This is a genomic window from Vagococcus salmoninarum (assembly GCF_003987495.1).
Classification (GTDB): Bacteria; Bacillota; Bacilli; order Lactobacillales; family Vagococcaceae; genus Vagococcus_D; species Vagococcus_D salmoninarum.
The window spans coordinates 22974-43843 of sequence record NZ_NGJU01000014.1 but is presented as its reverse complement, the minus strand read 5'-3'; the positions used below and the strand labels follow the sequence as shown (position 1 = coordinate 43843).

The window sequence follows — 20870 nt, the reverse complement described above, 5'->3', positions numbered from 1 at the left end:
GAACAGTCCCCGAGGGGAGCTGCTCTTATTTTTTTTCTACTAAGGCGTAACGTTCTGGATAACGTTGCTGCAACATATCAATATTTTGCTTAGCGACTTCTTCAAATGGAATGTTTGCCCATTCGGCAATTTGGGACAAGTACCACAGAACATCCCCCATCTCTTTAATTAACTCCTCTTGGTCCATTTGATGATTTTCAAATGTATAATTTCGGATAACTTCTAAGACTTGGCCGGCTTCGCTAGCTAACCCTAAAGCACAGTTTGTTAAAACTTGCTCATTACCATGTAAGGTGCGGTTAGCTAATGATTGATACTCATTAAATTCCATCAGATTCATCCCTCAACTTTACTCATTTTCTAATTCTAAGTACAATTCGATCGCTTCCCAGGCTTCTTCTTTTCCTTTTTTAGTTTCAGAAGAAAACATAATAAAGCCATCATGTTTATCAAATTCTAAAGCTTTCTTAACAATCGACTCATGTTTATTCCATTTACCTTTAGGAATTTTGTCAGCTTTAGTCGCCACAACAATTGCGGGAATTTGATAAAACTTTAGAAATTGGTACATTTGAACATCTTCAACACTAGGCTTATGACGTAAATCAACGACACAAATCACCGCTCGTAATTGGTTCCGTTGAGTAATGTACGTTTCAATCATTTCTCCCCATTTAGCCCGTTCTGTTTTTGAGACTTTGGCATAACCATAACCTGGTACATCGACAAAACGAAACTTATTTTCAATTAAATAGAAATTTAACGTTTGGGTTTTTCCAGGTTTACTTGACGTTCGTGCTAAATTCTTACGGTCAATTAAGGTATTAATGAAAGATGATTTACCAACGTTTGAACGACCTGCTAAGGCAATCTCTGGTAAGTCTTCTTCCGGGTATTGTTTAGGTGACACAGCACTAATTAAAATTTCTGCATTATTTACTTTCATTACTTCACTCCTATTTTAGCTAGATGGCTCAAGAATTTATTTGTTCATCAGCTAATTTACACCATACAGTCATATGACGCAATTCATTATTTATTTTACCACAATATCATAAAACTAACTAGGATTCTCTGTTAGATAAAAGCAGAGCTGTGACTTTACGCCACAGCCCTGCTTATTTGTTTAACTGACTTTTTTACCGTCTTCTAAGACTAAGGTTGGTTTACCATCGTTGACTACCGTATCTTCAGTCATGATTACTTTTTTGATCTCTTCACGCATCGGAATTTCATACATGACATCCATCATTAAGTGTTCGATGATTGAACGTAAGCCACGAGCACCAGTATTACGCTCGATTGCTTGGTTCGCAATCGCTTGTAACGCTTCAGGTTGGAATTCCAACTCTGAATTATCTAGGGCAAGTAATTTTTTATATTGCTTAACTAAGGCATTCTTAGGCTCTGTTAAGATTCTGACTAAGTCGGCAACTGTTAATTTTTCTAGAGCAGCAGTCACTGGTAAGCGTCCGATAAACTCTGGAATCAGGCCGAATTTTAGTAAGTCTTCAGGGATGATTTCTTGCATTAAGCTCTTATCATCATCAAGTTTTGAACTCTTCTTACCAAATCCAATAACTTTTTCTCCTAAACGCTCTTTAACAATTGTCTCAATGCCATCGAAGGCCCCACCAACGATAAACAAGATGTTAGTAGTATCAATTTGAATAAACTCTTGTTGTGGGTGTTTACGACCACCTTGTGGCGGTACGCTAGCTGTTGTTCCTTCTAAGATTTTCAACAAAGCTTGTTGAACCCCTTCACCAGAAACATCTCGAGTAATTGAGACATTTTCACTTTTACGGGCAATCTTATCAATTTCATCAATGTAAATAATGCCTTTTTCTGCGCGTTCCACATTGAAGTCTGCAGATTGTAACAATTTAAGTAAAATGTTTTCGACATCTTCACCGACGTAACCAGCTTCAGTTAAACTAGTGGCATCTGCAATGGCAAATGGTACGTTTAACGTCCGAGCAAGTGTTTGAGCAAGGAAAGTTTTTCCTGAACCAGTTGGTCCGATTAAACAAATATTACTTTTTTGTAATTCAACACCATCATCTGATTCTTCCATGTTGCCTACACGTTTGTAATGATTGTAAACAGCCACAGATAATACTTTTTTAGCGCGATCTTGACCAATTACATATTCATCAAGGGCATTTAAAATCTCGTTTGGTTTTGGAACATCTAAAAAGTCGTGAATTGCATCTTCATGAAATTCTTCATCAATAATGTCTTTACACAAGTCGATACATTCATTACAAATATACACACCTGGTCCAGCTACTATTTTTTTGACTTCTTCTTGAGATTTACCACAAAATGAGCAACGTACTGTGCCACTATCGTCTGTATTGTCGTACATACAAAACCCTCCTATTAGGTTAGGAACTAAAGGGATTTAAACCGCTTTAATTCCGGACTTCTTGTTTAGCATAGTAATCATAGTAACACACAAGTCTAATTTACGTGCATAGAATGAATTATTCTATTAAAAAAGACAAGAAAGAGCAAAGGAAAACCTTCGCTCTTTCTTAGTTACTTGCTTTAATTAAGCTTCTTTAGCTGTTTCAGTAATAACATCTAAAGCTTTTTTAAGAACGATGTCATGTTTTAACATGTCGTCTGTCAATACGTTACGGACAGCATCTTTTTCCATTTTGTAAGCTTCAGCTAATGTTTCGATTTCTTTTTCAAGGTCTTCTTCTGTTGCTTCAAATGACTCTGCAGCAGCAACTGCTTCAATCACTAAGTTAGTTTTAACTCGTGTCTCAGCTTCCCCTTCAAATTGGACATGTAAGTCAGCTTCAGTCGTACCTGTTAATTGGTAATACATTTCAGGTTCGATTCCTTGACGTTTCATGTTACCTAAGAATTCATCCATTGAACGGTGAACTTCATCATGAACCATTTCTCCTGGTAAATCAACGATTTCAGCATTCTCAACAGCTTGTTGGATTGCTAATTCTTGAATTGCTTCGTCAGCAGCAGAAACTTTGCTTTCTTCTAATTCTTTACGGATTTTAGCTTTTAATTCGTCTAATGTTTCAACGTCTTCGTCAGCATCTTTAGCAAATTCATCATCAAGTTTTGGTAGTTCTTTACCTTTAACTTCATGTAATTTAACTTCAAAGACAACTGCTTGGCCAGCCAAATCTTCTGAGTGGTATTCTTCAGGGAAAGTTAATTTAACTTCCACTTCTTCGCCAGCTTTAGCGCCAACTAATTGTTCTTCAAATCCTGGAATGAAAGAACCTGAACCTAATTCTAATGAATGGTTTTCAGCTGTGCCGCCGTCAAAAGCCACACCGTCTTTAAGACCTTTGTAGTCGATAACAACAGTATCGCCTTCAACTGCTGCATCTTCTTTAATAACTAGTTCTGCTAATGACGCTTGTTTAGCTGTAATTGCTTCTTCAACATCAGCATCCGTTACTTCGCGCTCTTGTTTAGCAACAGTTAAGTTTTTGTATTCCCCTAATTTAACTTCAGGTTTAACAACAACTTCAGCTGTAATTACCCAATCAGCACCTTGTTCCATGCTTGTAACGTCGATTTTTGGTTGAGCAACTGGATCGATCCCAGCTTCCTTAACGGCTTTATCGTAAGCTTCTGGTAATAAAGCATTTAATGTATCTTCATAAAGTGATCCTTCGCCGTACATTTTGTTGAATAATTGGCGCGAGATTTTACCTTTACGGAAACCTGGTGCACTAAGGTTTTTTTTCACACGATCAAAGGTTGTTGTTAACCCTTTCTCAATAATTTCTTTCTCAATTTCAAATGTTAATACACCATCGTTGGTGCCTTTCTTTTCCCACTTGGCTGTCATGTTATGATTCCCTCCAGAAATATCTAATTTTCACAATTCTTATCAATTGCATACCTTACAATAGTACACCATCACTTCCAAAATGTAAACATTTTTAAAGGATTTGCTCTTTCTCTAAAAGTAGACTAGCATTTCCATCTGTTCTCTCTTGATTAAGTTTTGGAGTTTTTGATAAGTCAGTAATTCTTCGCCACTTAGTTGATGCTCCTGCCCTAAATAATTAGCAATAACAAGGTCGCCCCACTTAGCACCATCACTGACAAAAGTATCAGCTAGCGGATACAAGCACGTAAAATGTAATCTTAGCTCCTCTAATAGTTCTCTAAACAAATCAGACTCACTTTGCTCAAAGGCTAATTGAACTGCTGCCAGACTGCCTTGATAACTTTTTTGTTGCTGAACTGTTCCAATCTCACTAGTATTAACGACATGCTCTTTCGACATTATATCAAAAATCACTAACTCAATTGATTCCCCTAATTCAGCTAGGCTTTCTAATAAAGAATTTCGTAAAACTAAAGGAAATGCCTTATTTGTAATTAGTTGCTGACTTTGCCCTAAATATAAACTGAGGGGTAACGTTTCTAGTTGGCGTAGCCCTTGGGCTTGCTTAATAAAATCACCTGCTAATTGTTGGTTAATGTCCCCTTGCTTTTTTAATAACTCTTTTTGTTGATACGTCATGAATACTGTTTCTCGCTGACTGACAGTTTCCAAGTACGTTTCTTTAATTTTAGTCTTTTCAACAACTGACTGGATGACTTTCCGAGCAAGAATAAACTCTTGGTTCCCTAAAAGAACTTGTAAAAATAAAGCGATCTGTTCCTCACTTGCTAAATAGCTAGCTTTCATCTCATTAGCAATTTTTTTTGCACTTGGAAATTCTCCTAAGGCTACTAGAACTTGGACTAGCAAATAATTCGCTTCGAAACTTTCTTCCAAATTATAGGCATCGAAAAAATTATCTCGTGCTAATTCTAACTTATTTTCTGCCAAGGCAGCTTTCCCCATTTCTAGGTACCTTGCAAAGTTCAAGGGAAATTCAATCGGTTCGCTCACGCTCATCATCCTTTTTCTATTTTTCTTATGTCTAGTTTAACATAGTGACAAAATAAAACCCCAAGAAGATGTTCTTCTTGGGGTTGTTTAAGTCCTTATTAGGCTTGTAATAATTCGTAAATTTCCATAGCAACTAAATCAATATCATCAAATTGATAAACTTGTTGCGTATCTGATTCCGTCAATTCAAACATCTCATTAGCTGAGTCATAAGTCACGATACATCTTTCATTTCCTTCACGCTCAAAACGACGAACTTGGATTTCGTTATCTGTCGCTTCAGTCATGGCTTCCAATCTTTTAATAATTGCAACCAATTGTGAATGTTTCATAGGGCAAGCCTCCTTCAATTTCACTTTCTGTTACATTGTATCAGACTCTTTTATAACATGCACCGAAAATAACCATTTTTTTTATTTTTTTTCATAATTTGTTTATCTCTTCATTAAATTTTAATTTGATTTACGACCTTCTGGCCACCAAAGTTTGATCAACCCTTGAGTACCATCATTCTCAAAGCCCTCTGTAACAAGCTTTTCATAGAGTTCTCTGGCTCGCTCAGTAGCTGGCAGCTTCAGTCCTAATTTTTCTGATTCATTTAAGGCTATATTTAAATCTTTTAAGAAATGTTTAACAAAAAAACCTGGTGTAAAATCTTCCCGTAAAATTCGCGGTGCATAGTTTGCTAATGACCAGTTTGCCGCGCTGCCGCCACCGACTGTTTCAATCACACTTTCCAAGTCTAAACCAGCTTTATCTGCATAAACTAACAACTCAGTCATCCCTGTCATTGTCCCAGCAATCATAATTTGATTCGCCATTTTAGTATGTTGACCTGCTCCCGCTAGCCCTTGACGCTTCACTTTTGAACTAAAGACTTGTAGTAAATCCTCGACTGTTGCAAAGACTGCCTCTTCCCCACCAACCATCGTTGTTAGAGTCCCATTTTTAGCCCCTAAGTCGCCACCTGAAACAGGGGCATCTAAACTGAAGGCACCTTTTTCATTAGCGGTTTTAGCGATCTTTTCTGCTAAAGAAGGGGTACTTGTAGTCATATCAATCAATGTTTTATTTGCTACTTCGGTTCCAAAAATGCCTTTTTCGCCATAATATGTTTCTTCAACGTCTTGAGGATAACCGACCATTGTAAAAATAATCTCACTTGCTGCGGTAATGGCTTGAGGGCTATCTTGCCATAAGGCACCTAGCTCAACTAACTCAGCTGTTTTAGCTTTTGTTCGATTATACACATTCACCTGATAACCTGCCGCTAATAAATGTTTTACAATTGCTGATCCCATTACGCCAGTTCCAATAAAACCAATTTTTTTCATCTTGCCACTCCTTTATTAATCGTTAATTTTATTATACCCTTCTTCCTTTTCTTTGCAAAAAAAAGAAGCCTGCCCCGACTAATTGAGGCTGACTTTTTCCAAGGTTATTTTTTCTTCTCGTTCTTTAACTTTAACACTTTGATCAGGTTGAACGCCTAAAGCGATCACACCTAGAAAAATCCCTAAGTAATTCGTCACTAAGCGCCACAAAATTATTCCTAACACCAATTTAGTTTGTACGACTAAGAAGCCACCAAAAAGGAGTTTAAAGGTATATTCTGCCCCACCAGTTCCCCCAGGAATCGGAAACAGCGAAATGATTAAGACGATAAAGGCGTGAAAAATCATCACTTGTAAGGCATTTGCCGTTTTGACACCTAAGCTTAGTAATATGAAATAAGGGACGATATAATAACAAATAAGTTGTAAAAAGGTCAAAACAAAGGTTTTAACCATCACTGATTTTTCTTTCCGCATGTAATGACTTTCAGCGTAAAAGTTAGTCATTTTTTCTAACAGTTTTGCTTCAATTTTATTAGCTTTTTCAACTGAAATAACTTTTTTTACTAGTTTCATTCCTGTGGCAACTAACCAGTTGGTGACTGGGTAGCAATACATCAGCATCAGTAAACTTAGAACGACGATAACATTTATGACAAATCCTAGGAGGACTAAATAAGATAAATGAGCTAGCTCGCCAGAAATAAGTTTAAAACCAAACACAAGACAGCCTAAAAAATTCAAGACAATCATAATTTGATACGTCACAAACTTCATTAAGCACACCGACCCACTAACCCCAGGATCAACACCTGATTTGATTAAAGCGACTAATTGGGCTGGTTGCCCCCCAGTTGAGAAAGGCGTAATCGAGTTAAATAAATGTTCGATTAAAGGGATTCGTAAAGCATTTTTAAAAGAAAAACGGCTCATTTGCCGTTTTAACATCGTTTGGATAATTTTGGCTTCAATGACCCAGTGGCAAAGCATGCAGAGCACAGCCACAGCTAGCCAAAAAAAGTTAATGTCTCTTAATTCGTGAATTAAGGCTTGACCATTGACTTGGCCCATTTCGTAAAAAAGGACGACTAGCCCAGCAATGAGGGCTAGGTAGAGGTAACGCCGATTCTTTTTATTCATCTAATTGGCCCTTTCTGCAAGTCTAGTCTTTTTTCTTAAATAATTTTAAAGGTAATAATAGCTTTTCATCATTTTGCTTATCTTCTAAACTTTCTTCAATCACATCTCTGACGTGAGTCTCGAAATAGCTCTGAGCTTCTTCATAAAATCTTTCAATCTTAGCCCCAAAGTTTTCACTAGATATTTCGTATAATTTTTCTTGTCGCAAGACGGGATTATCCACTGGCTGACTTTGATAATACTCAATAAAGGCTGAGGCAAAGTCTTCGTCTTCCGTAAAAGTCTTCCCTAAGGACGGATCGACAATTAATTGAGCCAAATAATCGTTATGTTTAACAACTAATTTAGTACTTGCTGCTAAAGCTTCAATATAAGTTAAGCCTTGTGATTCTGAATCCGAAGCATTGACAAAGTAATCTGCCTGGCGGTAATAGCGGCCAACTTGATCATGGTTAACTTCTCCGACAAAAATAATCGCTTCCGTTAAATTTAAGGTCGCTCTTAAGGCTTCTAATTCAGGTAAGTATGGTCCATTCCCGACAATCAACAGCTTGGCTTGAGGAATTGCCGCAACAATCTCTGGCAAACCTTTAATTAGCGTGTGAATATTTTTCTCATAAGAAAGTCGGCTAAGTGAAAGCAAGATGACATCCTCTTGACTTAAGCCATGTTCTTCTCTAATGCTAATTTGGTTATCCTGTGTCGCTGATTCCTCAAACTGGCTTAAATTAACCCCAGTTGGAATAATCGATAAGGGGGCTTGAACATTGTACTGTTCTAACTTTGTGACGACTCGTTCACTAGGACAGACAATTCCACTAGCATTCCGACAAAAGGCTCGTGAGGCTTGTTTGACGTGATAAGGACGGATCAGCTTCCCATGAGCGATATAATGTAAGTAGTCTTCATACATCGTATGATAAGTGTGAACGACAGGTATTTTCAACCGTTTGGCAATATACTTCCCTAACCAACCTGTGCCAAATTCGGTATGGGTATGAATAATATCTAAATGATATTTTTTAGCCTTTTCATAGGCATCGATCATCCCACTAACAACGACCCGGCGATCTTTAAAAGAAATGAAGGGGATACTAGGCATCCTAATAATTCCTAGCTCAGCTTCATCAGCTTTCGGATCTGAGGTCGTAAAAATAAAAACGTCATGTCCCCGCTTTTCTAACTCTTCTTTTAATGTTTTAATTGATGTTGCGACCCCACTGACTTGTGGGAAATAAGTATCTGTAAAAAAACCAATTTTCACTTTTTATTCCTCCGTAACTCCCGGAACTAATTTTGTTGATAAGAATACTCTGATTCTGTTTTTTCCAGTTCCTTTTGGGATAAGACCTCTTCGTAAACTGCCTTCAATAATTTTCCAACTTCAGTAATGCTCCGTTCTTCGGCTACTGCTAAAGCTTTTTCTTTCGTACTTGGTAATTCTTGATTAATGATTTGTTGAATTTTAGTAATAAATTCATGATTGTTTTGACCCTTATAACAGTTAACACCATCTTCTAACCATTTATCATAAACGGGAATGTCTCTAACTAAGACATTTTGTTGACTGGCTAAGGCTTCTAAAACAACGATGCCTTCCGTTTCTTCATAAGAAGGAAAGAAAAATAGATCACTAGCGGAAAAGGCACCTTCGATGACATCCCCTTTGATATAACCGGGAAATTCAACGTTTTCTGGATGTTTGTCTAAAACTAATTTTCTAACGTGGTTAGGAATTGAAATTAATGGCGTGTGACCAAACCAGATAAATCGGTACTCTGGTAGAGCTTCAGCGATTTTAATAAAATCGGTAATCCCTTTTCGTTCAAAATATAAACCAACACAGATAATCACTTTTTCTGCTTCCTTGATTTGAAAATGTTGTCTAAACAGAGCTTCTTTGTCTGGGTTTCGTTGATATTTATCCAAATCAATGCCATTAGATATGGCTTTAATTGGTAGCTCAATGCCGTAATTTTCTAACAAACTTTTTGAATAAGGGGTCGGAGTAATTAAACAATCTGCCCGTGAATATAACCCAATTAAATATTTTTTGACTAAGGGCGATAATTGATTAGAGCCAATAAATGAATCTCTAAAATCCTCTTCCGTAGTATGAGCATGATAAATAACTTTTTTCCCGAGTTTTCGAGCTTTTTTTATCATCGAACGACTATTTATGCCGTAAGTGTTGATATGTAAAATATCATAATCAGTGGCTAAGGGATCTGTCGTATAGTCGATGCCCATTTCTGTCAATGCTCGTTTTTGATGCTCTAGAGCCCGACCGATTCCCGATTTTGCAAGGATAGATTCACCTTCAAAATACAGTAATACTTTCATGATGTTCCCTCCAATAGTTGGACCGTTCATTCCATTTTTTTCACTTTAGTTCAGTAATTATATTTACTATAACATATCAAGACTTCTTGTCACTCAATCTAAAGTCTGAACTTTTGTTAGTCTTGTGATATTATACCATAATTCACCTTATAGATTAATTGAATAAACTTATCTATTAATTAACGTATCGTTAAAAAAAGACAACAAAAAAGACCATTTCTAAAAAGAAATGGTCTTAGTGATTATTATTTTGTGTATTCAGCTACTAAGGCAACAACTTCATCAGCAGTATCACAATCATTGATTGCTTTCTCCGCTAACTCAGCCATTTTCGTTGTATCTAAACGTTTCATCAAGCTACGAGTTTTTAAGATACTCGTTGCGCTCATTGAAAACTCATCTAAGCCTAAACCGACTAGTAAAGGAACAGCTGTTTGATCCCCAGCCATTTCTCCACACATCCCTGCCCATTTGCCTTCAGCGTGAGCTGCGTCAATGACGTTTTTAAGTAAACGTAAGATAGCTGGGTTATATGGTTGGTAAAGGTAAGAGACACGTTCATTCATTCGGTCAGCTGCCATTGTGTATTGAATTAAATCATTAGTACCTACACTGAAGAAGTCAACTTCTTTAGCGAATTTATCAGCAATTACAGCCGCAGCTGGAATTTCGATCATGATACCTACTTGAATTTCTTCAGATACAGCAATACCTTCAGCGACTAATTTAGCTTTTTCATCTTCTAACAATGCTTTAGCACTTCTAAATTCTTGAAGTGTAGCAATCATTGGGAACATGATGCGTAATGGTCCGTGAACTGACGCACGTAGAAGTGCACGCAATTGTGTTCGGAACATTTCATCTTCAGCTAAACAAATCCGAATTGCACGGTAACCTAAAAATGGATTCATTTCATGAGGCAGTGTTAAGTAAGATAACTCTTTATCGCCACCGATGTCCATTGTGCGGACAACAACTGGCTTACCGTTCATACCTTCTAATACTGCTTTATAAGCTTCGTACTGTGCCTCTTCAGTTGGAAAGTCAGGTGAGTCCATATACAGGAATTCAGTTCGGTATAAACCGATGGCTTCCGCACCATTATTTCTAACACCGTCAAGGTCTTTAGGTGTTCCGATATTAGCTGCTAATTCAATATGTTTACCGTCAGCAGTCACAGTTTCAGCATCTTTCAGCTTTTCCCATTCTACTTTAAGTTCATCATATTCAGCACCTTTGGCTTGAACTGCTTGTTTTTGTTCATCTGTTGGATGAATGTAAACATCACCATCAATACCGTTAACCGCTAACATATCCCCTTCAACAACTTTAGCTGTGATTTCCATTGTTCCAACAATTGCCGGAATTTCAAGAGAACGAGCCATAATTGCTGAGTGAGACGTCCGTCCACCAATGTCAGTAACAAAGGCTTTAACGTAACGACGATCTAATTGAGCTGTATCACTTGGTGTTAAGTCATGGGCAACGACAATTACTTCTTCATCAATCATTGATGGGTTTGGTAATTTAACGCCTAACAAATGACTTAAGACACGTTTTGTAACATCTTTAATATCTGCTGCTCGTTCTTGCATGTATGGATTGTCATCCATTGCTTCGAACATGCCAATAAACATATCAGTGACTTCTTTTAAGCCAGACTCTGCATTATTTTTATTGTCGCGGATACTTGTTTCAATACTACCAATCATCTCTGGGTCAGCTAAGACCATTAAGTGAGCGTCAAAAACTTGCGCTTCTTCTTCTCCTAAGGCTTCAGCTGCTTTTGTCCGAATGGCTTGAAGTTCTTCTGTTGATTTCGCTAACGCTTTTTCTAAGCGGGCGATTTCGCCTTCTGAATCTTCAACAGTTATTTTAGAAAATGACAAATCAGGTTGCACTAACAAATAAGCTTTTGCAATAGCAACACCATCACTAGCCGCGATCCCTTTTAACATTTCTACCATTATTCAGATAATCCTTCTTTTGTCATTGTATCAACAATCGCTGCCATAGCATCAGCTTCGTCAGCGCCTTCAGTAGTGATTACTACGTCAGCTCCTTGACCAACTCCTAATGACATAACACCCATAATAGATTTAAGGTTTACAGACTTACCTTTATACTCTAAGTTAACATCTGAGTTAAATTTACTAGCAGTTTGAACCAATAGTGTTGCTGGACGTGCGTGGATACCTGTATCAGCTACAATGTGAAAATCTTTTTTTTCCATAAGAATCGTTCTCCTTTAAGTGGGTTTTATTTATCAGGGTATATTAAGGTTAAAATGGACTAAATTTAGACCTTAATTATTTACCCTTTCAATTCTAAACATTACCATTTTTTTGGCTTAGTTACAACATTTTTATATTACATTGTGAACTTTCTGTAAATTATGTTCTATTTTTATGATTCTTTCAGAAACCTATAAGTCACTCCGCCACCTAAAGTCGCTTCACCAATAATCGACTTTCGTTGGGAATGAACGAGCCAAGCCTCACGAAATAACATAAATTCAGCATGTTCAATGACAATTTCATTCAAAAGACCAGCAACTAATTGATCAATTTTAGCTGTGTACGGATTTTCACTCACATTATCACCTCTTCTTCTATCTAGTTTACCACAAAAAAGAGAGCGGTTCTTGATATAACCCTTCTGAGATGAGAACTTTCCGCCCTAGTCATATTTCTTGATTGACTCCTTAAAAATGGTATACTAAAACCAAAGGTCAAAATAGGTCAATGACTACTTTGACAACTTACTAATTAAGGATGTGATCTGAATGTTATGTCAAAAATGTCAAAAAAATGATGCTACAATCCATTTATATGCTAATCTCGGTGGCGAGCGCAAACAAATTGATTACTGCCAAACGTGTTATCAAGAACTTAAAAACTACCAACAAGGAAAGCCGTTACAAGGCAGTAAGCAAGATCCCTATGGCTTTAGTTCCATTGATGATTGGTTCAAGGCAATGTCACAACAAATGGCCACTAATCAAGGAACACCACCAACTCAAAATCAAGGTGGTAACCTTCCACCTCAACAGCCAAGACAACAACAAGGCCGTTCTTTATTACAAGAATATGGTTTAAATTTAACCGAACAAGCCCGGCAAGGTAAAATTGATCCAGTGATTGGTCGCGATCAAGAAATTACCCGGGTGATTGAAATTTTAAACCGCCGAACAAAAAACAATCCTGTTTTAATCGGTGAACCTGGTGTCGGTAAAACAGCTGTCGCTGAAGGTCTAGCTTTGATGATCGCTAATAGTGACGTTCCTCAAAAACTTCGAGACAAAGAAGTCATTCAATTAGATGTGGTTTCTTTAGTCCAAGGCACAGGCATCCGCGGGCAATTCGAAGAACGGATGCAACAATTAATGACGGAAGTCCAAAACGACCAACGAATTATTTTATTCATTGATGAAGTTCATGAGTTAGTCGGGGCTGGTAGTTCCGGTGAAGGAAATATGGACGCTGGTAATATTTTAAAACCCGCCTTGGCTCGTGGTGAATTTCAAATGGTTGGCGCCACGACTTTAAATGAGTATCGGATTATTGAAAAAGATGCCGCCTTAGAACGTCGTTTACAACCTGTTCAAGTCGATGAACCGACGGAAGAGGAAACAATCAAGATTTTACAAGGGATTCAAAAGCGCTACGAAGACTATCATCACGTCAAGTACACTGAAGAAGCTATCGAAAGTGCTGTTAGCCTCTCTAGTCGTTACATTCAAGACCGTTTCTTACCAGATAAAGCCATTGATTTACTAGATGAAACTGGTTCTAAGAAAAATTTAACGATTCAAACAATGGACCCTAAAGTCTTAGAAGAAAAATTACAGCAAGCCGAAGTGCACAAGCAACAAGCCTCCCTTGAAGAAGATTACGAAAAAGCCGCCTACTATCGTGATCAAGTAACGAAATTAACTGAGCTAAAAGAAAAGCAAGTCACTGAGGAAGATATGCCAATCGTGACGGAAAAAGATATGGAAGAAGTTGTCGAAAGACAGACTGGCATTCCTGTTGGCGATTTAAAAGAAAAAGAACAAACCCAACTGAAAAATCTAGCCGTTGATTTAAAATCTCAGGTGATTGGTCAAAACGAAGCCGTTGATAAGGTGGCGAAAGCCATTCGCCGGAATCGGATTGGGCTTAACAAAAAGAATCGCCCGATTGGTTCTTTCTTATTTGTTGGTCCGACTGGTGTCGGTAAGACTGAATTAGCTAAACAATTAGCGACGGAAATGTTCGGCTCTCCTGAAGCGATGATTCGTTTTGATATGAGTGAATTTATGGAAAAACACAGTGTGGCAAAATTGATTGGTTCTCCTCCTGGTTATGTTGGCTATGATGATGCTGGTCAATTAACGGAACAAGTTCGCCGTACCCCATACAGTTTAATTCTGTTAGACGAAGTTGAAAAAGCCCATCCTGATGTTCTGCATATGTTTTTACAAATTCTAGATGATGGTCGCTTAACTGATTCTCAAGGGCGGACCGTCAGCTTCAAAGATACTTTAATCATTATGACCAGTAACGCTGGTACGAGCAACGTTGAAGCGAACGTTGGCTTCAGTGCCATCCGTGAAGGGACAACTAAAGCTGTTCTTGGTCAACTAGATAATTATTTCAAACCAGAATTTTTAAATCGTTTTGATAGCATCGTCGAATTTAAAGCTCTCTCTAAAGAAAATCTTTTAGAAATTGTCGACTTAATGTTAGCCGATGTTAATCACATGTTAAGTGAGCAAGGTTTACATATTACCGTTGATCAACCTGTCAAAGAAAAATTAGTTGAACTCGGTTATGATCCAGCTATGGGGGCTCGCCCTTTAAGACGAGTCATTCAAGAAGAAATTGAAGATAACATCGCCGACTTCTACCTTGACCATCCGGAAATCAAAACTTTAGTCGCTAACTTAGCGGAAGATGCTGAAATAACGGTTGCTCACGCCGAAATAATAGTTGATAAATAACAAAAATAAAAGAACTGTTCGATATTTTCCGAGCAGTTCTTTTTTTTATAAGAAAATAAGTAGATATCTTTGAAAAATTCACATAAAAAAGTTATAATAGACTTAAGATAATCTTAAACATCGACAAATGTTAATCAATCCATTATGTCAGTTTGCGAGGTGAAAAGAAATGAAACTGATCGACGTAACAAATAGCTACCCAGATTTAGTTAACAAACAGTTAGCAAGTACCGATGCTCACTATATTAAAGTCTTCACTTTGGGCAAATCTTCTGTTATTTATACGGAAGCTCCTACTCATAAAGAAATTTTAATTACGAATAAGCAACGCAATATCAAAAAAGAGGAAGTTAACACTGTTCTTAGACGCTTAGTTAAAGACCCTAGCGATAAAGAAAGCCTTAGTGTGATCCAACTAGACGGTATCGTTGAAATTTCTATTCCAATAGAAATTAGCTTACCTAATGCTGTTAAAGCTTAATAATCGCTTATGAGTCAATAAAAGACGAGAAACTAAACCTTTCTCGTTTTTTATTTTGCCTAAAAATCACCTGTTCCCCTTTACAAAAAGAACGTACGTTCGTACAATGTAATCAGACTTAGATTATAAAGGAGGTCTGTCTAATGTACTATAACTACGAAAATGAACCTAGTCAGGTGATTTTGTGCATTGATATGAAGTCTTTTTACGCCTCAGTGGAATGCCTCCATCGGAACTTAGATCCTTTAACCACCTTGCTCGTTGTGATGAGCAATGCCGAAAGTAATGGCGGTCTAGTTTTAGCCGCTTCGCCAGCTGCCAAAAAAGAACTAGGGATTTCTAATGTCACTCGTAAATTTGATTTACCTGACCATCCCGATTTATACGTCGTTCCACCTCGGATGACTTATTACATCCAAAAGAACATGGAAATTGCTGAAATCATTCGTCGCCATGTGGCCGATGAAGACTTTTACGCTTACTCAATCGATGAATTTTTTGTTGATTTAACTAAAAGTTATCAGCTTTTTGGCAAGACCCCTTACGACGTTGCTCATTTGATTAAAAGCTTAATTTTCGCTGAAACTGGCCTTCACTGTACGATTGGCATTGGCGATAATCCTCTATTAGCTAAACTAGCCTTAGATATTGAAGCAAAACACAACGCTGACTTTATTGCTCAATGGCATTACCAAGATGTTGCCAAAACTATTTGGAAAATCGAAAACTTAACCGACATGTGGGGAATTGGTACACGGACGGCCCTCCGTCTTAATAAACTAGGGATCAACTCTGTTTATGATTTAGCTCACAGTGATCGCTACCGCCTTAAAGAACGCTTAGGGATGATTGGTGAACAGTTATACGCTCACGCTTGGGGAATTGACCGTAGCCAGTTAAATGAGACTTATCAGCCCCTTGAAAAGTCTTACAGTAACTCCCAAGTCTTAATGAGAGATTATACTAAACAATCTGAAATCGAAGTTATCTTACGTGAAATGGCTGATCAAGTGGCCACTCGCTTGCGCAGACACCATTGTCAAACCGAATGTCTCAGCTTATTTGTTGGTTTTGCTGAACCTGACTATGAAGGTAAAGCGAGTTTTTCCCGTCAAATGAAAATCCCCATGACTAATAATTCTTTAGAACTCGCTAATTATTGTTTAATTCTCTTTAATAAACATTGGCGTGGTCAAACTTTACGCCACCTAGGATTAAGTTATACGAAACTAGTCTATCATACTAATATTCAACTAGATTTGTTTACCGACAGCCAGGAACAATTAAACGCTCACCGCCTTGAGTATTTAGTCGATAAGATTCGCCAAAAATATGGCTTTACCGCCCTCGTTCACGCTAATTCTTTAATGCCAGGGGGAACAGCGATTAAACGTAGCACTTTAGTCGGTGGCCATGCTGGCGGTTTAGACGGTCTTTGATAGCCGAGCCAGTTTAACTGAAAAGGAGTAGATAACTAATGGTAGACCGACAAGAGATTTTTTTTAATGACTATCACGACCGAGGAATGAAAAAATGGGCAGGCTTTTATTTATCGGAACACACGACTGCCATTGAAAAATCTGTGGCTCAATCCCAGCGCCACGTTCCGCAAAAAGCCCAGTTAACTAGCGCAGACATTCAAGAACTGTTGCAAGAAGCGATTCTAAAAAGTTCAAAGATTGCTCTCCAAAAAAGCGAAGTCGATGCAGAAGGTCGCTACCAGCCTGACTTAACTGGTAATATTCAAGGCTATGATAGTCAAGGAATTTATGTAGCCGAAGAAAAAATCCCCTACGCTAACATTCGCCACATTGAATTAATTGCCCCTCAAAAATGGAGTCACTCATAAAAAAAGAATGCTGAATTCCTTAAGGAATCACAGCATTCTTTTTATTTTATTTCTTCATATTTTTAACTTTAATCAAACGTGTAATATTTGCTCGTTCGTTCTCTTCTAGTTTCATTTTAATGAAGTAAATGGTTTCTTCCAGTTGGGGAATTGTTAAATGTTCTAAGGCATTGACTCGCCGACGAGTCTTCTCAATTTCATCAGCCATTAATTGACAAGTTTTTTCTTTTTCTGTCAAAGCTAACAATTCTGGTAAGACAGCAATCGTCTTATCAATCGAGACATCTAGTTCGCCATTTGAATTTAAATAACCATAACTTAACGGATTGTCTCTTAATTCTTCATCATAATGAAAACTCATTTTAGGAATTTCCACACTCATAACATTGGCAGAAACAATATCTAGAGTGACTTCATCAGCTGGAACTGCGAATAGCTCTTCGATATAAGCTTCATGAATCGAGGCTGTGGCTAAAACAAAGGCTCGCATTGAAGCTGTTAGTTCAGCTTCAACTTGACCTCGTAAGACATTCGTTTCTTTTGCTAAGAGAATAAAGCGACGCATCAATTCATCTTGTTTGTCTTTTAAAAGTTTGTGTCCTCGAACAGCGGTTGACAAGCGGCTTTTCAGCTTAGTTAACTCCATCCGAGTGGGATTAACATTCAAACGTGCCATCTAAAATCACACCCTTTCAGGAAGATATTTATCTAACATGTCGTCTTTAATCCGTTTTAATTCCGTCCGTGGTAACATTGCTAGCAAGTCCCAACCTAGAGTTAAGGTCTCTTCTATCGAACGATTCGTATTAAAGCCTTGATTGACATATTCAAATTCAAACCGTTCAGCAAACTTAGCGTAAATTTTATCTTCATCGCTTAAGGCGGCTTCCCCTAAAACAACTGCTAGTTCTTTCGCTTGTTTACCTTGAGCATAAGCTGCAAATAATTGGTTCATTGTAGCCGCATGGTCTTCCCGAGTTTTACCTTCACCTGTTCCTTTATCTTTCAAACGAGATAAAGAAGGTAGAACATCAATCGGTGGTTGAATCCCACTCTTATAAAGTTCACCAGATAAAATAATTTGCCCTTCCGTAATATAACCTGTTAAATCTGGAATTGGATGGGTTTTATCGTCTTCTGGCATTGTTAAAATCGGAATTTGTGTCACGGAACCTGGTAAACCTTCTATTCGGCCAGCTCGTTCGTACAAGGTTGCTAAGTTAGTGTATAAGTAACCTGGGTAACCACGACGTCCTGGCACTTCCCGGCGAGCCGCGGAAACTTCTCGTAAAGCTTCACAGTAGTTAGTCATATCTGTCATAATCACTAAAACGTGCATGCCTTTTTCGTAAGCTAAATATTCAGCTGTCGTTAAAGCCATTTTTGGTGTGGCAATCCGCTCAATCGCTGGGTCATTAGCTAAGTTAACAAACATCACTGACCGATCAATTGCCCCAGTTTCTTTAAAGTCATTCATAAAGAATTCCGCTTCTTCAAAAGTAATCCCAATCGCGGCGAAGACTACGGCAAATTTTTCATCATCGTTTAACACTTTCGCTTGACGGGCAATTTGGGCAGCTAACTCTTTATGAGGTAAGCCTGAGCCAGAAAAGATTGGTAATTTTTGACCACGGACTAAGGTGTTCAGATGGTCGATGGCTGAAATTCCTGTTTGGATAAACTCATCGGGATAATCCCGTGACATCGGATTAATGGCTTCACCATTAACATCTAAGTTGGACTCAGCTAAAATCGGTGAGCCACCATCTTTCGGACGACCTAAACCATCAAAGACTCGGCCGACCATCCCTTCAGAAACACCTAAAGTCAAAGGACGACCTAGAAATTTAACTTTCGTATCACGAATATTAATCCCGCTAGTTCCTTCGAAAAGTTGAACTAAGGCTTTGTCTTCTTGAATTTCTAATACTTGACCACGACGAGTTTCGCCATTTTGCATGCGAATTTCGACTAACTCGTCAAATTTAACGTCGCTGACTTTTTCAACTAACATTAGTGGTCCGACGGCTTCACTAATTGTTCGATATTCTTTACGCATCAGTCGTTGAACCTCCTTCTTCTAACACTTGTTGAATCGCTACTTTCAGATTAGCTTTGATTTCATCCATCTGACTCAGACTATCTTCAGGAATGTATTTAGAACGGGCAATCCGGTCTCTTAAGACTTTTGTCCCAGCCATAATCTCATGGTAGTAAGCGCCTAATTCTAAAGCTCGTTGTCCTTCTGTGCCAAAGCTTAAAATTAAATCTAACATTTTAAACTGCTTCTCCCGGGAAGTGAAGGTGTCCACATCATCAAAAGCGTTTTGTTGTAAGTAATCTTCACGAATTGATTTTGCCACATCTAAAGTTAAGCGGTCTTTTTCTGATAAAGTATCAATTCCGACTAGTCGGACAATTTCTTCTAATTTTGATTCTTCTTGTAAGATTCGCATCGCTCTTGTAACCATGCCTGACCAATCACTTTGTAACATCTCATCGAGCTTTTTACCCATTTCAGTTAAATACAACGAATAAGATGATAACCAGTTAATTGATGGGAAATGGCGTTTTTGGGCTAAAACAGAATCTAAGCCCCAGAACACTTTAACAATTCGTAACGTATTTTGGGTAACTGGCTCAGATGTGTCACCACCTGGGGGCGAAACTGCACCAATCGCTGTAATACTTCCTTCACGACCTTCGCCACCTAAAGCAATCACTTTACCTGCCCGCTCGTAATACTCGGCTAAACGACTACCTAAGTAGGCTGGGTACCCTTCATCGCCAGGCATTTCTTCTAAACGGCCACTCATTTCTCGTAAAGCTTCGGCCCAACGTGAAGTTGAATCAGCCATAATGGCAACAGAATAACCCATATCACGGAAATATTCGGCAATCGTTATCCCTGTGTAAATTGAGGCTTCCCGAGCGGCAACTGGCATATTTGACGTGTTGGCAATTAAAACCGTCCGCTCCATCAATGACTCACCAGTATTTGGATCAACTAACTCTGGGAATTCATTAATAACATCGGTCATTTCATTGCCCCGTTCACCACAACCAACATAGACAACTAAATCAACGTCACTCCATTTAGCAATCTGGTGTTGAACTACGGTTTTTCCGGCTCCGAAAGGACCAGGAACTGCCGCCGCCCCACCTTTAGCCACTGGGAAAAACGTATCGATCACTCGTTGACCAGTAATTAATGGCTCCGTTGGACTAACTTTTTCTAATATTGGCCGTGCGCGACGAACAGGCCATTTTTGCAACATCGCTAATTCAACTTGGCCTTGAGCTGTTTCTAACACACAGACGATTTCTTCAATCGTGAACTCGCCGGCTTTGATTTCTAACACTTTACCAGCTTGACCATTTGGTACCATGACTTTATGGACGATTGATTTTGTCTCGTCAACCGTACCAATAATATCACCTGCTGAAAGCTCATCTCCAACTGAGACAGTTGGAACGAACTGCCATTTTTTCTCTCGGTTTAATGCTGGGATATGGACCCCACGTTGTAAATAGTTACTTTTTGTGACTTCTCGGAACGTATCTAAAGGTCGTTGAATCCCATCAAACATCTGTGAGACAACCCCAGGAGCCAACTCAACTACTAGGGGTTCTCCTGTTGTGATGACTTTTTCTCCTGGCCCAATGCCAGACGTTTCTTCATAGACTTGAATCGAGGCCACATCATTACGCATTTCAATAATCTCACCAACTAAACCTAACTCACCAACATGACAGATATCTTGAATACTTGCATCTGACATCCCTTCAGCTAAGACTAACGGTCCGGAGACTTTTATAATTTTACCATTTTGCAACAGTTT

At 38.3% G+C, this 20870-nt stretch carries 20 protein-coding genes; 4 read left to right on the top strand and 16 right to left on the bottom strand.

Going from position 1 to position 20870, the window contains the following annotated elements; genetic code table 11:
- Nucleotides 1–25: 25 nt before the first annotated feature.
- The 13 genes from CBF35_RS09720 to CBF35_RS09660 form a co-directional block, all read right to left on the bottom strand.
- Entirely contained in the window at nt 26–331 is a 306-nt protein-coding gene (locus CBF35_RS09720) for a nucleoside triphosphate pyrophosphohydrolase family protein (RefSeq protein WP_126780599.1), read from the bottom strand.
- A gap of 18 nt (nt 332–349) precedes the next feature.
- Nucleotides 350–946 carry a ribosome biogenesis GTP-binding protein YihA/YsxC gene (yihA, locus tag CBF35_RS09715; protein WP_126780597.1) on the bottom strand — a complete coding sequence of 199 codons (597 nt, stop codon included), beginning with the start codon at nt 944–946 and terminating at the stop codon, nt 350–352.
- Between the two features lie 180 nt (nt 947–1126).
- On the bottom strand, nt 1127–2371 hold the full coding sequence (gene clpX, locus CBF35_RS09710) for an ATP-dependent Clp protease ATP-binding subunit ClpX (RefSeq protein WP_126780595.1): 1245 nt from the start codon (nt 2369–2371) through the stop codon (nt 1127–1129).
- Nucleotides 2372–2557: 186 nt separating this feature from the next.
- Nucleotides 2558–3838, bottom strand: coding sequence for a trigger factor (tig, locus tag CBF35_RS09705; protein WP_126780593.1), 1281 nt, complete (start codon nt 3836–3838; stop codon nt 2558–2560).
- A gap of 114 nt (nt 3839–3952) precedes the next feature.
- Nucleotides 3953–4897, bottom strand: coding sequence for a hypothetical protein (locus CBF35_RS09700; protein ID WP_126780591.1), 945 nt, complete (start codon nt 4895–4897; stop codon nt 3953–3955).
- A 98-nt stretch (nt 4898–4995) separates the two neighbouring features.
- Entirely contained in the window at nt 4996–5229 is a 234-nt protein-coding gene (locus CBF35_RS09695) for a YkuJ family protein (RefSeq protein ID WP_126780589.1), read from the bottom strand.
- 120 nt (nt 5230–5349) lie between these two features.
- Nucleotides 5350–6231: an NAD(P)-dependent oxidoreductase gene (locus CBF35_RS09690; protein ID WP_126780587.1), complete on the bottom strand. Its 882-nt coding sequence runs from the start codon at nt 6229–6231 to the stop codon at nt 5350–5352.
- Nucleotides 6232–6309: 78 nt separating this feature from the next.
- A complete protein-coding gene (locus CBF35_RS09685) occupies nt 6310–7371 on the bottom strand; it encodes a lysylphosphatidylglycerol synthase transmembrane domain-containing protein (protein ID WP_126780585.1) in 1062 nt (353 codons plus the stop codon).
- 22 nt (nt 7372–7393) lie between these two features.
- Entirely contained in the window at nt 7394–8635 is a 1242-nt protein-coding gene (locus CBF35_RS09680; RefSeq protein WP_126780583.1) for a glycosyltransferase family 4 protein, read from the bottom strand.
- 26 nt (nt 8636–8661) lie between these two features.
- Nucleotides 8662–9714 (bottom strand): LTA glycolipid anchor biosynthesis glycosyltransferase, IagA/BgsA family, encoded by a 1053-nt coding sequence (locus CBF35_RS09675; RefSeq protein WP_126780581.1) that lies wholly within the window; start codon nt 9712–9714, stop codon nt 8662–8664.
- A 245-nt stretch (nt 9715–9959) separates the two neighbouring features.
- Entirely contained in the window at nt 9960–11681 is a 1722-nt protein-coding gene (gene ptsP, locus CBF35_RS09670; protein ID WP_126780579.1) for a phosphoenolpyruvate--protein phosphotransferase, read from the bottom strand.
- A complete protein-coding gene (locus CBF35_RS09665) occupies nt 11681–11947 on the bottom strand; it encodes a phosphocarrier protein HPr (protein ID WP_126780577.1) in 267 nt (88 codons plus the stop codon). Before CBF35_RS09665 ends, ptsP begins: the two co-directional genes overlap by 1 nt.
- Before the next feature lie 173 nt (nt 11948–12120).
- Entirely contained in the window at nt 12121–12309 is a 189-nt protein-coding gene (locus tag CBF35_RS09660; RefSeq protein WP_126780575.1) for a hypothetical protein, read from the bottom strand.
- 190 nt (nt 12310–12499) lie between these two features.
- Between CBF35_RS09660 and CBF35_RS09655 the strand changes: the two genes are divergently transcribed.
- The 4 genes from CBF35_RS09655 (at nt 12500) to CBF35_RS09640 (ending at nt 17028) form a co-directional block, all read left to right on the top strand.
- The gene (locus tag CBF35_RS09655; protein ID WP_126780573.1) at nt 12500–14698 is read left to right on the top strand and encodes an ATP-dependent Clp protease ATP-binding subunit; all 2199 of its coding nucleotides are present in this window, start codon (nt 12500–12502) and stop codon (nt 14696–14698) included.
- A gap of 169 nt (nt 14699–14867) precedes the next feature.
- Complete coding sequence (locus tag CBF35_RS09650) at nt 14868–15179, top strand: DUF1827 family protein (protein ID WP_126780571.1); 312 nt, start codon at nt 14868–14870, stop codon at nt 15177–15179.
- Between the two features lie 143 nt (nt 15180–15322).
- Nucleotides 15323–16618: a Y-family DNA polymerase gene (locus CBF35_RS09645; protein ID WP_126780569.1), complete on the top strand. Its 1296-nt coding sequence runs from the start codon at nt 15323–15325 to the stop codon at nt 16616–16618.
- 38 nt (nt 16619–16656) lie between these two features.
- Nucleotides 16657–17028: a hypothetical protein gene (locus CBF35_RS09640; protein ID WP_126780567.1), complete on the top strand. Its 372-nt coding sequence runs from the start codon at nt 16657–16659 to the stop codon at nt 17026–17028.
- A 46-nt stretch (nt 17029–17074) separates the two neighbouring features.
- On the opposite strand, the gene CBF35_RS09635 is transcribed toward CBF35_RS09640, so the two are convergent.
- From CBF35_RS09635 to CBF35_RS09625, 3 genes are read right to left on the bottom strand one after another with little or no spacing between them, the layout of a single operon-like run.
- Nucleotides 17075–17704 carry a V-type ATP synthase subunit D gene (locus CBF35_RS09635; protein ID WP_126780563.1) on the bottom strand — a complete coding sequence of 210 codons (630 nt, stop codon included), beginning with the start codon at nt 17702–17704 and terminating at the stop codon, nt 17075–17077.
- Nucleotides 17705–17710: 6 nt separating this feature from the next.
- Nucleotides 17711–19087 carry a V-type ATP synthase subunit B gene (locus tag CBF35_RS09630; protein WP_126780561.1) on the bottom strand — a complete coding sequence of 459 codons (1377 nt, stop codon included), beginning with the start codon at nt 19085–19087 and terminating at the stop codon, nt 17711–17713.
- Nucleotides 19080–20864, bottom strand: a complete 1785-nt coding sequence (locus CBF35_RS09625; RefSeq protein WP_126780559.1) for a V-type ATP synthase subunit A — start codon at nt 20862–20864, stop codon at nt 19080–19082. The genes CBF35_RS09630 and CBF35_RS09625 overlap by 8 nt, the downstream gene beginning before the upstream one ends.
- Nucleotides 20865–20870 lie beyond the last annotated feature (6 nt).